This window comes from Paenibacillus dendritiformis (genome assembly GCF_021654795.1).
GTDB lineage: Bacteria > Bacillota > Bacilli > Paenibacillales > Paenibacillaceae > Paenibacillus_B.
Genome location: NZ_AP025344.1, coordinates 4,245,947 through 4,261,624 on the forward strand (window position 1 = coordinate 4,245,947; position 15,678 = coordinate 4,261,624).

A 15,678-nucleotide genomic window follows, 5' to 3' on the forward strand; every position below is an offset into this window, starting at 1 on the left:
ATATAACAATACAATCAATTTTTTTCTAAAATTTCGAGGCAAGTGAGAGTTTTAGCTTCAAATAACTTTAAACTAATTTACTTTCACAAACTGAATTGGATAACATTGCAATAACTCTGGTGCGAATCCCCCAGGGATTTCATGTGCACTTCACATTCGCACCAGATTTTTTACTCCATTGCAAACAGGCTCTTAACTTCTTTTTCAGTATACCACAGGAGGATCTAAATGATGGATCATTTCAGACTCACTCATCCAGAAGTTGCGTTGGCAAATATGGCTTACAGCATAGACTCGACCGGATTCCCACCCTGTTCCCCACCACTTATAATCAGGTATAATAAAGGAAAAGATGGCAGGAAGGAGGGGCAGCGATGGGAACGGAATCCGACGAACGCCAATCGATTCATTACCGTCACGATACGTCATATCGCTTTCTGTTGTCCAGTAAAAAGCTATTTGTCGAGTTGCTTCGTTCCTTTGTTCAAAAAGAATGGGTGGACCGCATAGACGAAACGAACGTTCAAGAAATCCCCCATTCCTTTGTCCTTCAAGACTTCAAGCGGAAGGAAGCCGATTTGGTGTACCGCGTGAAGCTGAATGGACAAGATGTCGTGTTTTATTTGTTACTGGAAATGCAGTCCACAGTGGACTTCCTCATGCCGTACCGTCTTCTGCTTTATCAGGTGGAGATCTGGCGCTATCTTATGAAAGACCAGGAAAAAACAAAGGGCAAACCGAAAGCATTCCGGTTGCCTCCCATTGTGCCGATTGTGCTGTACAATGGGAAGAGACGCTGGACCGCCAGCCGCCAATTTCGCCAGTTGTTAGCCAATGAGACGATGTTCGGTTCGGAACTTCTTAATTTTGAATATTTGCTTATTGATGTTGCTCGATATACGGAAAAAGAGTTGTTGGCTCTTTCCAATACGATCGGTTCTGTCTTTTTGCTTGATCAGACGGAGGATCAGGCGGAACTGCTGAATCGACTCGATAAGCTGATGCACACCATACAGCAATTGCCGGAGGACAGCCAGCAGCAATTGGTCGCCTGGATGGCGAATATACTAAGTCAGAAATTGCCGGAAAATGAACCGCATTTGCGTGAGCTTATCCAAAACGAAAAAGGAGGCGTATCGGTTATGGGGCTTGAAAAAACCTTGGATGCCATTAAGCGCGAAGGAAGACGCGAAGGCCGAAGAGAAGGTATGCGAGAAGGTATGCGAGAAGGCAAACAAGAAGGCCAGCGGGAAGCAAAGGAGGAAGTTGTCCTGCAAATGATTGCCGAAAATCTGGATCCTGAATTGATCGCCAGAGTCACGGGCTTTTCACTCGACATTATTGCACAGTTACGCGAAAAATCTAAATCTAAGTGATTCATATTCCGGCCGCTTCTTTTGAACGGCCCCTTTTTTACTCCTTGTATTTAAGTACATCTTTCAGATTAAAAATACCAGTTCTCTTTTACAATGAGCCAGCAGCAATTGGTCGCCTGGATGGCGAATATTTTAAGTCAGAAATTGCCGGAAAATGAACCGCATTTGCGTGAGCTTATCCAAAACGAAAAAGGAGGCGTATCGGTTATGGGGCTTGAAAAAACCTTGGATGCCATTAAGCGCGAAGGAAGACGCGAAGGCCGAAGAGAAGGCATACGAGAAGGCATGCGAGAAGGTATGCGAGAAGGTATGCGAGAAGGTATGCGAGAAGGCAAACAAGAAGGCAAGCGGGAAGCAAAAGAAGAAGTGGCCAAGAACATGATTGCCGAAAATCTGGACCCTGAATTGATCGCCAGGGTCACGGGCTTTTCACTCGATATTATCGCTCAGTTACGGGAAAAATCCTATTGAACAAGCCATTTCATTTCGAAGCAGCTTTTAGCTTTTTTAATTGTACCGGCTTCTTAACTCCAAAAAAATCGCCGCTTCCCATGGTCGTCCTGCGACCTCCCAAATATCAATCACAGCGGGCTTCCACTTAGGATGCGATTTCAACGTAGGGCTCGAATTTTTCGATGATGGCAACCCAGGGGATTTCATGTGAGCTTCAAATTTATACCTGCCGTTTATGAACCGCCCCCCTCTTTCCTGCCAGGAACGCCCCTCATTATTTTTCCAGTATATTTTAAAAGTAAACTTAAGTAACTTAACAGAATTTTTTATCTAAGTCCATATCTCGCTTCACTGTTACCGCCTTCTCCCACCATGCCTTCGACATTAGCAAAGATTTCCCTGCACTAAAAAAGCCGCTGAATAATCAGCGACTTAATTACGTTTGTACATTAAAAAACTCTAATTTTGTAGATGTCAACGAGTTCACCCGTATCCGCATCTTTAATGGATACATACACCGTTCCTCTTTTTAAACCTTTCACTTTACCATAACTAGTAAGGCGAATTATCTCTCCCGAATCGCCGATCGGTTCAATAGCATAAAGATATGAGTCTTCATAAGGCAAATAATCAGTTTCACCTACGGCTAGTCTCATTTCTTTGTAGCTTTTTGACGCTTGAATTTCGTGCATGTCTTTTGCAGCAAAGGATGGGGCAGTCGCACCCAATGACAATGCAACCCCTAATAAAGAAGCAATTAAGATTTTGTTCATGTTCGTTCCTCCCTTAAAATGGTATTTCAACTACAAGGTCATTGTATCCCCTTATTTTCCAACGATCAATATATTTAGTATAACTGTAAGGTTATTGTAAGGTTCCGCTGCCTCTGAATAACAGCAACTTGAGATTTGTAGCACTTTTCTCGAAATATACTTCTTGAGCATCCACCCTTTTGGTTAAGTCAAAACGGCCGCCTTTCAATCCTCTTTCTGCGAAAATGCCCCTGATTAACACAGCAAAATCCGTTTCCCTCGAACGCGAATTCACTTTATACTAACGGTTTACTTTAAAAGAAGACGCTAACGCGTTACAATATTATGGTAAGGGAGAGGAGAGATGGAATGACAGTCCAACAAGAGGCGGCAATGCAATCGATGGTAGAATGGCTGGCTGATGAACATGAACTCGGCCGCGAACCCAGCAAGATTGAGATCGCAGGTGAATTTGATCTGCACGATATGCATTACTACATATTCAAGTATAAAAAGACCATGCTCGGGACATGGCTTCTTGGCGTCTGTGGCGGCTATGAAGCTCCAGATGACACGGAGCATTGCGGCCACGTGTTCAGTGAGATGCAGCCCTATGATCCGGCTACTGCGGAGCAGGAAGCGATTGCGATGGTCGAAATGATCCGCGAGTATTGGATGAAGCAAGCGGCAGCACTTGAGGCAGAGCAAGAACAATCTGATCCTTCCGGGTCGAAGAAGGAATCATCCGGCCTTTTTAACGGTTTCGTTCTGCTCAACGCTTCGGAGTGCGACCTTGAACAGATCAAGGCCAATCTGCTGCAGGACTGGAACATCTCTTGTCCATCCGCCGAGAACCCCGAGGAAGAAAAAGAGGGAACTATGGTCTTTGAGGTGGAAGGCTTCACCTTGGCCGTTAGCTTTGTCGATGCTCCCGTGCCGGACGGCGAAGCCGAGCATTACGCGCAAGGCAACTACCTCTGGCCGGAGGCCGTGGAGATCACTAAAACGCATGTCGCCCAAATCATATTGGCTGTATTTACCCGCTCCGGCTCCCCGCTGGACAGCGGAAGAATGTATACCAAGCTGGCCGCCAGTTGCTTAAAGCTCCCGAATGCAATCGGGCTTTATTCATCCGGCACCGTCTTTCAGCCTGAATTCTTCGTCCAGTTGGCCGAGATAATGAAGTCGGATGACGAATTTCCTTTATTAAATCTGGTGCATTTCGGCCTTGTCCGAACGGAATCAGGAGTGAGCGGATACACGGTCGGGCTGGAGCATTTCGGCAAGGACGAAATCGAAGTGCTGGACAGTCAGGCAACCCCTGCCGAGCTGCGTGACTTCCTGATTTATATTTCCGCTTATGTCGTAGAGCAGGACGTCACCTTACGAGATGGCGAGACGATCGGCTTCACGGCGGAACAGAAGCTGCCGATTACCCGCTCCGAAGGCATATATGTTGACGGTGACAGTCTTAAAATCGAATTTTAAGGCAAAAAAGAGCAGTGAAGCGCGATGCTTCCTGCTTTTTTTGTGCCCCGGCAGCTCCGACCGCGACAAATGAGACAAACCGCCGTACCCTACGAAGCCAGAAACGCTCCCATAATGTCCTCCAAATCGAACGGAGTGATTCCACGCTGGACCGAAAATACGGTCTGCGCCTCCTCTTCCCGCTCGACAAGCTGTCCGCGCGCCAGCGCATGCAGCCGGAACAACTCATACAGATTCGGCTTGGCTGCCGTAGTCATCGCTTTGCCCATGGCGACCATTCCCGTCTGATGTCCTTCCACATTGTTATAGAATTGAGGATTGCGGGTCAAAGCCAGATCGCACCAAATGACGGTGCGCTCCGCCAAATCGAGTATAGCCGGAATGGCAATCTGCGTGTTGGCCGTCAAATCAAGGCGATCAACGACGGTCGCCGGATCGAACACCTCGCCCGATTTCGGATGCTGACGCATCATCCAGCCAGCGAAGCATTCCGGCAGCTCGCTATACGCTTGCCCCGTGAAGGAATGCAGCGTGGCCACAATATAGCGTCCGCCGTACTGGAGGACAGTAGGAATGTCGATATCGATGAACTCGCAGGCGCCATGCGGTGCCGATACGATATCGCCGCTATGGGCCGCCTTATAGCGCGCAGACCTCAAATTCGTATAAGAGATATGCTCCTTGTAGTTCCAGGCGTCATCATACAAGACGGCAGAGAGATCGATATCGGTGCGGCCTGTCGCCTTTCCGTCGCTCACCCCTTCTTTCCACCACAGGAAAAAGCGAATCGTCTCCCCTGCCGGCATGGCCAGCTTGCTGCCACGCACGAGCGTACGCAAGGACTTGCTGGCGGAACGCTGGGAGAAAGGCACCATATAGTTCTGCAATTGCGGATCAAGATAGACATTCCCGAGAGCAGGTAGCTTGGCGAAGCGGGCGAGCAATGTCTCTTCGCATACCTCCACTACGGCAGCGCATGCGTCCGGCGCGACGGGAGGCCGCGTATCTGGCGAAGAGAACGCTTTGGCCACATTGCCTTTCGGGAAAAACAGCCGCAGTTCATTAGCATACGGGCGATACTTGAAATGCGTCATTACTTGCAGCAAGACCGGTGTCGCCACCCGATCCGCCACCGATGCAAAAAACGAGGCAATCCAGCCCGCCTCCGCTCCTTCCAGGCGAAGCAAATGATCCAAGCGCCGGGCAAATTCACCCGGCTGCTCCAATAGCTGCTCCACGGCCTGATCGGTATCGAAATAGCGCAGCGACTCCTCAAGACGATGGCCAAAGGTCGCATAAGGCCGATTGTTGCGCAGCACATCAAACGCTTCTTGGCATCGTGGATAACGGCTCTTATATTCCGAAGGATGCAAGATCTCGCCCAGACGCACCCAGCGGTGGCGGCAGCGCAGCATATCTTCGGCCGGATGCGGGCATTGCTCCAGCAAGCCAAGCAGCAACCGCCGCTCTGCCCGCGTGAACTTGCGGAAGGGCGTGCTCGCCGCCAGGCTGACATCGCCGTCCGACCAGGCCACGGCCAGACGCAGCACATCTGTCGCCGTCCGCACATAGCGTTGAATGCGAGTCACGTCCGCCTTGCCGCTGCGCAGCAAAGCAGCAACGATAAAGCCGACCTGCTCCTTATGCGGGATCGCATCCGGCAATAAAGCGTCAATGTCCTGGTCATGCTCCATGACCCAGGCCAGATCCTGTTTGTCGGTGTCCGAGATGGACGTATTCGCCTGCATCAGCTCACGCATGAGCTGGCGGAAGTGCTCCTCGCTACCGAGCTCGATGATCTCCAGCTTCGTCTTGCCCCGCAAAATTTCCCGGGTGATCGGCTCCATCTCAGGCACTTCATTCGTCACATAGTGATACCATGCATTTAAAAATAACACGGCATCGCTTGCCTCCATGACCTGCTCCGGGAAATTCGGATACATCGGCCGATAGGCAACATGCGCGCCAACGAGCTTTTTCAAGCTATGGATCAATGCTTTGTACCATCTCAAAAACGAAACCTCCGACAGCGTGCGAAGAGCCGCAAGCAGCGCGGGGGAACAGGTGAAGCCGAGTGCGGCTATATTTTTCATTGCCGTCGCCAACTGCGCGTCCGGAAGCTTGGATTGTTCCGGTACCACGATTACTTTTCGGCTTCTGCGCAAATAAATCTCGTTCTGCATCATGTCATACCCCTTTTCGATGGAACTGCATCGCCAGGAAAGCCGCCCCTCTAGTAACACCCAAGTTATTGTAGAAGGAAGAAAGACGATAGCCTGGCGAACGCAGTCTGGTATCTTCCGGAAAGCTGCTACCCTAAGCCAGGGTAAAGGAAGTAGAAGGAAGGTTAGCAATAGCCGGAAGATGGGAGCGCCGCTCAAGCTGTTGCCCGCTCGGCCTCTTGGTTACTATCTTCGCACCATGGGGAGCTCGCGAACAGGGCGCAAGTATGGCGAACTTGGAAAAATGATGCATGGATAGGTTTTTCCTTCGTTTGCCAGCGGCGATCCGCAACTGCTATACTGTAGGCATATTGAACAAAGGAGTGAAGGGGAATGACGCAGAAGACACGCATCGGCAAGACGGACTTATGGGTTAATCCGATTGGGCTTGGAGCCAACGCGGTCGGGGGACATAACATTCACCCGAACTTGAACGATGAGACAGGCAGGGAGGTCGTCCGTACGGCCTTCGATCAGGGCATCGACTTTGTGGACACGGCGTTCTTCTACGGACCGGAGCGCTCGGAGCAGCTTATCGGCGAAGTGATGAAGGAGAGGGGCAACCGTTCGGACATCGTAATCGCCACCAAGGGGGCGCACAAGTTCGTGGACGGCAAGGTGGAGATCGACAACTCCCCCGCCTTCCTGACCGCCGCCGTAGAGAACAGCCTGCGGCGTCTTCAGACCGACTACATCGACTTGTTCTACATACACTTTCCGGACGAACAGACGCCGAAGGACGAGGCCGTTGGCACGCTGAAGAAGCTCAAGGACGAGGGGAAAATTCGGGCCATCGGCGTATCCAACTTCACCATCGAGCAATTGCGGGAAGCGAATAAGGACGGCTACGTCAACGTCATCCAGGACGAATACAACCTGATCAAGCGCGATAAAGAGCGTGATCTTCTTCCTTATGCGGCGGAGAACGGCATTTCATTCATCCCTTACTTCCCGCTGGCGTCAGGCTTGCTGGGCGGCAAGTATACGAAGGATTCGCAGTTCACGGACGGACGTGCCAACAGCCCGATGTTCCAGGGCGAGGCGTTCGCCGCGAATCTGGAGAAGGTGGAGCAAGTCCGGCAGATAGCGGAAGCGAAGCAGGCCGAAGTGGCCCATGTCGTGCTGGCCTGGTATTTGACGCGGGACGCTATCGACGCGCTCATTCCGGGCGCCAAGCGGCCGGATCAGGTACTGAACAACCTGAAGACCTTATCTGTTCGGCTCACTCCGGAGGAGATCGAGCGGATCGATCAGATTTTCAAAGCATAATTGCATATGGAGCTCCAGGGCTGTCCCACAAGTCAGAAAAAAATGACGAAGGGCAGCCCTTTTTGGCGGGATTCACAGCAGCTCTGCTCTCATTCGTCACCAGTCTTCCAACCACCAACTATCCTCATTGTAGAATGGTTTACATTAAATAGTTATTTTGTCATGTCATGTTTACAAAACAAGAGGGGGATGGTAAATTATAGGTAATATATCATTGATTATGGGGAGAAGGTGCTTATCGGATGGCACAAATATTGTCCATTGGTGAATTAATACAATGTCACAGATACAATAGAGGCATGACATTAGCGCAATTGTCAGAGCTGACAGGCATACATAAAGGGACCATCTCCAAAATTGAAAACGGTGACGTGAAAAGACCGGAATATAAGACCATCCGTCCGCTTGCAGATACATTGCAAATCCCGCTAGAGACGTTAGTCGAACTGCACATCACCGTGGATAAGAGGGCGGACACCCTCCTCTTCGTGTTGCAGGACGTGATTCAGCATTCGGGTACTGCCGATCTGGTGACCAAAGTAGGCAGAAAATTTTTGGAATCCCCCAGTGACGATAGTCACGCCTTGGTGGAACGGCTTTATGACTTCACGGACAGCCTGGAAAATAAGGAGATTAAATTAGCCCTGTATCAAGCCATAGTGGACTATTCTCGCGACCATGGAATCATGCCTTTTTTGGCTAAAGGGTTACTCCAGGTGTATCTTATCGAGCGAGACGACTTTTCCCGGCTCCGGGACGTTTACGACAGTGGTAAACATATCGTTCAATTCGTTGATTTTTTAACCAGCGAAGAGAGAATCACTTTCTACTACAAATTGGCTATACATGCGTTCAATTTATTTCTGTACGAACAAAGTATTAATCTCTGTTTAAATGTTCTTCAAGAAGCAGGTGAAGCAGGTAGAGAGCATTTGTATTACGTAAACGCCCTCGGCATATTGTGTAATTCTTATTTCTACCTTGGAGACTACCAGAGGTCTGAAAATTTTTTATCGCTTTATATGCACTACGAGTACCCGGACGTAAAAGCAAATGCAGTGCTTATGTCAGCATTAATAAACGCTAAAAAAGGAAACTCAAATTTTGCTATCACAGAGCTTAGAACATTTCTGGAAACATGCAGTCAGGATGCCGCACTTCAAGCTATTAATCAGCTAATGCCCTTATATTTGCAAGAAAACCGATTAGTTGAGGCCAGACAGTTGATTGACTACCCGATATGCATGGAATCCATCAGCACAAATAACCCTAATACTATTTCACAGTTAGCTGAATATTATTATCATCGAGCTGCATACTTTGTTACCCTGGGCGAACTCAATAAGGGAGTATCTGAATACCTGGAAGGCGCGTTTCATTTCTCAAGAGTAAATGATACGGTTCAGGAAAAAGAATGTATCAAACAAATCATGTGCATCCACCTGCAACAAAACGTTACCATGTCAATGTCCACAGTGGAAAAATTGAAGGCGTATTATGAACGCAGTGCAGCTAAAGAAAATAAATTGGAGGGATTGGTATGAAGCGTCTCATAGCAAAGCTATGCAGCGGCATCGTTTGTTCGGCAGTCGTTGTGGTAACTTCAAGTGTGGCATTGGGGAATAGTGGAGGCATTTTTCCATGGTAAGAGTACCTGATAGGTACTCTTTTTCGTTTCTTCTTGTTTCCTGTAATTGAATTTATTGGGATTCGTTCGACACATTGTATACTCATAGTTAAGAAAGCGCCCCATTATCCAAGCTGATGCGAGGTGACGAACTATTGTGTACAGTGATGATATTCTCCATAAAATTAACGGACTTCGACAAAAATTGATCCACGTTGCCAATCAAAAAGGGAAATTTACAGACGACGAAGTCGTTCAAGTTAGCCAACAGCTAGATATTTATATACTTGAGCTGCAAAAGTATTATATAACACAACAAGAAAAAGTCATAGCTAGAAGGAGCAGCTAGGTTCAGGGAAAGGCTTGGTAAGTATACAACTTGTGGGGTAGTCAAATGGCAAACGGATTAATCCAAGCGTTGCAACGATGGGATAGCTGGTCCTAAAACCATAAAATCAGTCATGGGTCATATCATTGAATATGGGGAGAAGGTGCTTAACGGATGGCACAACTACTGTCCATTGGGGAGTTAATACAATGCTACAGACGCAATAGAGGCATGACGCTAACACAATTGTCAGAGCTGACTGGCATACATAAAGGGACCATCTCCAAGATTGAAAACGGTGATGTGAAAAGACCGCAATATAAGACCATCCGTCCGCTTGCAGAAACATTGCAGATCCCGCTAGAAACTTGGGTCGAACTGCACATTACCGTGGACAAGAGGGCGGACACCCTCCTATTTCTGCTGCAGGATATGATTCAGCATTCGGGTACTGCCGAGCTGGTAACCACAGTAAGCAGAAAATTTTTGGAATCCTCCGGCGACGATAGTCACGCCTTGGTGGAACGGCTTTATGACTTCGCGGGCCACGTAGAAAATAAGGAGATTCAATACGCTCTGTATCAACTCATTGTTGACTATTCGCGCGACCATGGCATCATGCCCTTTCTGGCCAGGGGATTACTTCAGGTGTACCTTATCGAACGGGACGACTTCACCAGGCTCAGATCTGTTTACGAGAGCGGCAGGCATATTGTTCAGTACGCCCAATTTTTAACCCCAGAAGACCGAATCGTTATGTATTACAAACTATCGATTCATGCGTTCAATTTATTTCTGTATCGGCAAAGCATCGAGCTCGGCCACCAAGTTCTTCGAGAGGCAGCTCCAGACAACTGGTTTTACATTAATGCGCTTGGCATAATTCGTGATTCTTACTTCTATATAGAGAACTACGAAAAGTCTGAATATTACTCACGACTCTATTCACAATACGACTATCCTCACATCAAGAGATATTCAATTCTTATGACAGCATCGCTCAACGCAAAAAAGGGAAAGACCGAAGTAGCTATCGAACAGTTGACATCATTTCTGAAAACATGCAATCAGGATGATGCCCTTCTGGCGCTGAATCAATTAATGAAAATATATTTGCGGGAAAATCGATTGGAAGAAGCTGTACAACTACTTTCATATCCAGTATGCCCGCAATCCATCAGCACAAACAACCCCAATATCATCTCGCAACTTGCCAAATTTTATTTTCATCGAGCTCAATATTACATTACAGTTGGCGACATTCAAAAAGGAGTATCAGATCTGCTAGAAAGTGCATGGTACTTCTCTAAGGTGGATGATACTGATAATGAAAAGGAATGCAAAAACAAATTAGAAAATTTAAATGATGCATTGTTGGCCAAAGTCAAAGAACTTAAACAAAAATTAATCCACATCGCCAGTCAAAAAGGGAAACTTACGGATGACGAAGTTGTTCAGATTAGCCAACAGCTAGATATTTACATACTTGAGCTGCAAAAGTATTATATAAAACAACAAGAAAAGGACATAGCTAGAAGGAGCAGCTAGATTCAGGGAAAGGCTTGGTAAGTAAACAAGTTGTGAGGTGGTCAGATGGCAAACGAATTAATCAACGCGTTGCAGCGATTAAAGGAAAAGGAATGGGTCGATCTGACGCATACGTTCGGTCCGGACTCGCCTCATTTTTCCGCCTTTGCCGACGCCCGGTTCACGACCTTATTCAACCATGATGACGGATTTTTTGCCCAGAGCTTTACCTTCCCCGGACAGTACGGAACGCATTTGGATGCTCCCATTCATTTTGTGCGGAATACTCGTTATTTGGATGAGCTGGATTTGAAGGAATTGGTCCTGCCTCTGGTCGTGATCGACAAGTCCAAAGAAGCCGAAGCGAACCATGACTATACGATCAGCGTAGAAGACATTTTGCAATTTGAAGCGGAGCACGGCACCATCGAGGCAGGCTCCTTCGTCGCGCTGCGAACCGATTGGAGCAAGCGCTGGCCGGATAAAGACGCCTTCAATAACAAAGATGCGGACGGCAACAACCATGCACCGGGCTGGTCGCTGGCCGCGCTTCAATTTTTATTCCAGGAAAGAAAAATCAAAGCAATCGGCCATGAAACATTCGATACGGACGCGAGCGTGGACTATCAAAAGAATGGCGCCCTGTTAGCAGAGTATTACGTGCTCGAACAAGACGCCTACCAAGTCGAGCTCATGAAGAATCTGGATAAAGTGCCGGCCACAGGCGCCATCATCTTTAACATTGTGCCCAAGCCGGAGAAAGCATCCGGATTTCCGGTGCGATCCTTCGCCATCTTGCCATAAACGCAAAAAACACGCTGCCGTACGCAAGCGTGTTTTTCTATTGGCTAAGCCAAGCAGCCGCATCCCCTTAGATCATAACCCGCCCAGCACTGCATGACTTCGGAGTGCTCCATCCGTTCTTTATAGTCGGAGCAAGACTCTCTGATAATTTTCTGTTAATTGAATCAATTTCATAAATCGAAAGTCTTGCTATGACTGGGTTTTTAAGGTACAGAAAAAGGAGTACCTCCCCAAATCTCGAATAAGTAAAGTATCCACACAATACCCAAAGAGATGAGGCGAACTCCCTATGCCCTATATTCGACATGAGAGCTTATTTACCCTGCAAGAGCTTTATGAGATGGAACAAAAAGATCGTTTTCGTGAGATTTTTTCTACAATCGACATCACTCCGATCTTGCGTTTGGTCAGGAAAACATCTTTTTATGGTGCCCCCATTGAAGTGAATTATAGGGCGATGGTCTATTCCTTGATTGTTAGAATCGTTGAACGTATTCCTACGATTAAAGATTTAATAAAGAGACTTCAACATGACATCTTATTCCGCATGGATTGTGGCTTTATGCTTTCAGAAGCGATTCCTTCGGCCTCTTCCTATTCCCGGTTGGTGCGCAAGATGAGCCAAAGCCATGCACTGGAGGACATGCAAGAGCAGTTACTCGAACAAGCCATGGCAGAAGGATTCATTACAGACGATACGGTTGCAATCGATGCGACCCATATCGAAGCTCGGGATCAGGCACCTGCGAAGCAAGAAAAGGAAAAACCTGAGCCAAAAAAGCGTGGGCGAAAAACAAAAGCCGAACGTGAAGCTTGGCTCAAACAAAAGCAAGAAGAAGAGGAACAAAAACCAATCTTCGAAAAAGAAATTGCCGCTCAATTAAATGAATCATTCCATGTTTTGCGAGATCAAATGCCTCTTGATCCGCAGTGGGGAGTCAAGAAAAATAGTGATGGAAAAAATGTCTTTTGGTATGGCTATAAAGGTCATCTTGCCATTGGAACGCAGAGTCAGTATATCCTCGGAGCCTTGCTCTCTTCCGGAAGCTTGAATGACGGTAAAGCGGCCATTCCACTCCTAAAAGGGGTTGCTTCACAGCATCCGAATTTCAGTTTCAAGTACGCAACCATGGATGCTGGATACGATTATGAACCTATATACAAGCAAGTTCGAGAAGCAGAGGCACATGCTGTAATTGCGTATAACCGTCGCCGAGACCAGAACACGACGGATTTGACGAACACTTCGCCCCAACCTGTGTAAGGGAGCATTCTTATCGTTATGACAGCTACGATTCAAAATATGGAACACTCAAATATGTTCGACCGAAAGAATGCGAAAGCTGTCCATTGGCGCATGATTCACTTTGCCAGAAAGTCTATAAAATGAAGATAACAACTGATCTTAGAAAATATACCGCCCCGGCCAGAGGCTCAAAGCATTGGAAAGAAATCGCTAAGAGACGTTCTGCAGTCGAAAGAGTGAATGCTTACTTGAAGGAATTCTTCCAATTGAACAATGTGAGACACCGAACGGGTCAAAAAGCTAAGGTTCATTTTAACTTGGTTACTTTGGTTTACAATTGTATAAAATTAGCATGTGATCGTTTAAATCGTCAATTCCAAGAGCAAGCTGCATAATTTTCAAAAAAGGAAATACTTTAATTCGGTTAATCTACAGTTTTGTAATTATGCATTATGAAATTGATTCAATTTAGTTATTCTTTTAATATTTTTTGGACCGCTGGTCTTAAAGCTAAAAAAATCAGATAGCCCAGTAAACCTCCAAATGTGTTTGTGAGCAAATCAGTCACATCAAAAGTTCTTGAATGTAAGCCTCCCCACCACGCACTTAGTAACTGAGAAGATTCAATGAGTAAGCTAAAAGTAAAAGTCAATGCAACCGTACGGAGAACACCTTTTTTCTTAGCGATGGGATATAGAAATCCAAATGGCATCATCATAATTACATTTAAAAGGAGCTCTCTAGCCGCCCCACTGTAATTTGCCATTAAATCTCTAAAAGGAATAAAATTTGCCGTCTCCATAAACAAATTATTCGTTCCGCCAAAAGGTAAGGTAAATGGCATTACCGTAACAAATAAGACCATTACCATATAAACGTATATTATTGAATTCAGGATTAAATGCTTTTTTGATTTTTTATTCCATTTCCTATAAAAAAACAAAACATAAATGAATGAATCAATTTCATAATGCATAATTACAAAACTGTAGATTAACCGAATTAAAGTATTTCCTTTTTTGAAAATTATGCAGCTTGCTCTTGGAATTGACGATTTAAACGATCACATGCTAATTTTATACAATTGTAAACCAAAGTAACCAAGTTAAAATGAACCTTAGCTTTTTGACCCGTTCGGTGTCTCACATTGTTCAATTGGAAGAATTCCTTCAAGTAAGCATTCACTCTTTCGACTGCAGAACGTCTCTTAGCGATTTCTTTCCAATGCTTTGAGCCTCTGGCCGGGGCGGTATATTTTCTAAGATCAGTTGTTATCTTCATTTTATAGACTTTCTGGCAAAGTGAATCATGCGCCAATGGACAGCTTTCGCATTCTTTCGGTCGAACATATTTGAGTGTTCCATATTTTGAATCGTAGCTGTCATAACGATAAGAATGCTCCCTTACACAGGTTGGGGCGAAGTGTTCGTCAAATCCGTCGTGTTCTGGTTCTCGGCGACGGTTATACGCAATTACAGCATGTGCCTCTGCTTCTCGAACTTGCTTGTATATAGGTTCATAATCGTATCCAGCATCCATGGTTGCGTACTTGAAACTGAAATTCGGATGCTGTGAAGCAACCCCTTTTAGGAGTGGAATGGCCGCTTTACCGTCATTCAAGCTTCCGGAAGAGAGCAAGGCTCCGAGGATATACTGACTCTGCGTTCCAATGGCAAGATGACCTTTATAGCCATACCAAAAGACATTTTTTCCATCACTATTTTTCTTGACTCCCCACTGCGGATCAAGAGGCATTTGATCTCGCAAAACATGGAATGATTCATTTAATTGAGCGGCAATTTCTTTTTCGAAGATTGGTTTTTGTTCCTCTTCTTCTTGCTTTTGTTTGAGCCAAGCTTCACGTTCGGCTTTTGTTTTTCGCCCACGCTTTTTTGGCTCAGGTTTTTCCTTTTCTTGCTTCGCAGGTGCCTGATCCCGAGCTTCGATATGGGTCGCATCGATTGCAACCGTATCGTCTGTAATGAATCCTTCTGCCATGGCTTGTTCGAGTAACTGCTCTTGCATGTCCTCCAGTGCATGGCTTTGGCTCATCTTGCGCACCAACCGGGAATAGGAAGAGGCCGAAGGAATCGCTTCTGAAAGCATAAAGCCACAATCCATGCGGAATAAGATGTCATGTTGAAGTCTCTTTATTAAATCTTTAATCGTAGGAATACGTTCAACGATTCTAACAATCAAGGAATAGACCATCGCCCTATAATTCACTTCAATGGGGGCACCATAAAAAGATGTTTTCCTGACCAAACGCAAGATCGGAGTGATGTCGATTGTAGAAAAAATCTCACGAAAACGATCTTTTTGTTCCATCTCATAAAGCTCTTGCAGGGTAAATAAGCTCTCATGTCGAATATAGGGCATAGGGAGTTCGCCTCATCTCTTTGGGTATTGTGTGGATACTTTACTTATTCGAGATTTGGGGAGGTACTCCTTTTTCTGTACCTTAAAAACCCAGTCATAGCAAGACTTTCGATTTATGAAATTGATTCGAATGCTAACAAAATAAAATCAAGAAGATAGTCCATTGCCCAACTCTCCTCGTTACCAGCTTTTCAACCCCTCGGATTT

The 15,678-nt window shown here is 46.2% G+C and carries 12 protein-coding genes and 1 pseudogene; 9 read left to right on the forward strand and 4 right to left on the reverse strand.

Annotation, left to right across the window (positions count from 1 at the left end; translation table 11 throughout):
• Positions 1-374: 374 nt before the first annotated feature.
• Positions 375-1,376: an Rpn family recombination-promoting nuclease/putative transposase gene (locus L6439_RS18780; protein WP_213471724.1), complete on the forward strand. Its 1,002-nt coding sequence runs from the start codon at positions 375-377 to the stop codon at positions 1,374-1,376.
• Between the two features lie 93 nt (positions 1,377-1,469).
• Entirely contained in the window at positions 1,470-1,847 is a 378-nt protein-coding gene (locus L6439_RS18785; protein WP_213471725.1) for a hypothetical protein, read from the forward strand.
• A 431-nt stretch (positions 1,848-2,278) separates the two neighbouring features.
• Here the strand turns inward: L6439_RS18785 and L6439_RS18790 are convergent, their stop codons facing one another.
• Entirely contained in the window at positions 2,279-2,602 is a 324-nt protein-coding gene (locus L6439_RS18790; protein WP_213471726.1) for a hypothetical protein, read from the reverse strand.
• A gap of 348 nt (positions 2,603-2,950) precedes the next feature.
• Here L6439_RS18790 and L6439_RS18795 point away from each other — a divergent pair, with 348 nt between their 5' ends.
• Positions 2,951-4,069 (forward strand): DUF4261 domain-containing protein, encoded by a 1,119-nt coding sequence (locus L6439_RS18795; protein ID WP_213471727.1) that lies wholly within the window; start codon positions 2,951-2,953, stop codon positions 4,067-4,069.
• Positions 4,070-4,158: 89 nt separating this feature from the next.
• On the opposite strand, the gene L6439_RS18800 is transcribed toward L6439_RS18795, so the two are convergent.
• Positions 4,159-6,255, reverse strand: a complete 2,097-nt coding sequence (locus L6439_RS18800) for a TerD family protein (protein ID WP_213471728.1) — start codon at positions 6,253-6,255, stop codon at positions 4,159-4,161.
• 369 nt (positions 6,256-6,624) lie between these two features.
• On the opposite strand from L6439_RS18800, the gene L6439_RS18805 reads away from it, so the two are divergent.
• The 6 genes and pseudogenes from L6439_RS18805 (at position 6,625) to L6439_RS18830 (ending at position 13,487) form a co-directional block, all read left to right on the forward strand.
• Complete coding sequence (locus tag L6439_RS18805; protein WP_213471729.1) at positions 6,625-7,560, forward strand: aldo/keto reductase; 936 nt, start codon at positions 6,625-6,627, stop codon at positions 7,558-7,560.
• Between the two features lie 242 nt (positions 7,561-7,802).
• On the forward strand, positions 7,803-9,104 hold the full coding sequence (locus tag L6439_RS18810; protein WP_213471730.1) for a helix-turn-helix domain-containing protein: 1,302 nt from the start codon (positions 7,803-7,805) through the stop codon (positions 9,102-9,104).
• A 240-nt stretch (positions 9,105-9,344) separates the two neighbouring features.
• Positions 9,345-9,536, forward strand: a complete 192-nt coding sequence (locus tag L6439_RS18815; RefSeq protein WP_237096540.1) for an aspartyl-phosphate phosphatase Spo0E family protein — start codon at positions 9,345-9,347, stop codon at positions 9,534-9,536.
• 153 nt (positions 9,537-9,689) lie between these two features.
• Positions 9,690-11,063: an XRE family transcriptional regulator gene (locus L6439_RS18820; RefSeq protein WP_213471731.1), complete on the forward strand. Its 1,374-nt coding sequence runs from the start codon at positions 9,690-9,692 to the stop codon at positions 11,061-11,063.
• Positions 11,064-11,108: 45 nt separating this feature from the next.
• The gene (locus L6439_RS18825) at positions 11,109-11,846 is read left to right on the forward strand and encodes a cyclase family protein (RefSeq protein ID WP_213471732.1); all 738 of its coding nucleotides are present in this window, start codon (positions 11,109-11,111) and stop codon (positions 11,844-11,846) included.
• Between the two features lie 289 nt (positions 11,847-12,135).
• Positions 12,136-13,487 (forward strand): annotated as a pseudogene (locus tag L6439_RS18830) (transposase).
• 77 nt (positions 13,488-13,564) lie between these two features.
• Here L6439_RS18830 and L6439_RS18835 read toward each other — a convergent pair.
• Positions 13,565-14,068, reverse strand: a complete 504-nt coding sequence (locus L6439_RS18835; RefSeq protein ID WP_213471794.1) for a VanZ family protein — start codon at positions 14,066-14,068, stop codon at positions 13,565-13,567.
• A gap of 50 nt (positions 14,069-14,118) precedes the next feature.
• Positions 14,119-15,471: a transposase gene (locus L6439_RS18840; RefSeq protein ID WP_213471782.1), complete on the reverse strand. Its 1,353-nt coding sequence runs from the start codon at positions 15,469-15,471 to the stop codon at positions 14,119-14,121.
• Positions 15,472-15,678: the final 207 nt, after the last annotated feature.

What these genes read in the sequence shown, in the direction of transcription:
- L6439_RS18780 (WP_213471724.1), top strand. Translation starts at nt 375, where the DNA reads ATGGGAACGGAATCCGACGAACGCCAATCGATTCATTACCGTCACGAT.
- L6439_RS18785 (WP_213471725.1), top strand. Translation starts at nt 1,470, where the DNA reads ATGAGCCAGCAGCAATTGGTCGCCTGGATGGCGAATATTTTAAGTCAG.
- L6439_RS18790 (WP_213471726.1), bottom strand. Translation starts at nt 2,602, where the DNA reads ATGAACAAAATCTTAATTGCTTCTTTATTAGGGGTTGCATTGTCATTG.
- L6439_RS18795 (WP_213471727.1), top strand. Translation starts at nt 2,951, where the DNA reads ATGACAGTCCAACAAGAGGCGGCAATGCAATCGATGGTAGAATGGCTG.
- L6439_RS18800 (WP_213471728.1), bottom strand. Translation starts at nt 6,255, where the DNA reads ATGATGCAGAACGAGATTTATTTGCGCAGAAGCCGAAAAGTAATCGTG.
- L6439_RS18805 (WP_213471729.1), top strand. Translation starts at nt 6,625, where the DNA reads ATGACGCAGAAGACACGCATCGGCAAGACGGACTTATGGGTTAATCCG.
- L6439_RS18810 (WP_213471730.1), top strand. Translation starts at nt 7,803, where the DNA reads ATGGCACAAATATTGTCCATTGGTGAATTAATACAATGTCACAGATAC.
- L6439_RS18820 (WP_213471731.1), top strand. Translation starts at nt 9,690, where the DNA reads ATGGCACAACTACTGTCCATTGGGGAGTTAATACAATGCTACAGACGC.
- L6439_RS18825 (WP_213471732.1), top strand. Translation starts at nt 11,109, where the DNA reads ATGGCAAACGAATTAATCAACGCGTTGCAGCGATTAAAGGAAAAGGAA.
- L6439_RS18835 (WP_213471794.1), bottom strand. Translation starts at nt 14,068, where the DNA reads ATGCATTATGAAATTGATTCATTCATTTATGTTTTGTTTTTTTATAGG.
- L6439_RS18840 (WP_213471782.1), bottom strand. Translation starts at nt 15,471, where the DNA reads ATGCCCTATATTCGACATGAGAGCTTATTTACCCTGCAAGAGCTTTAT.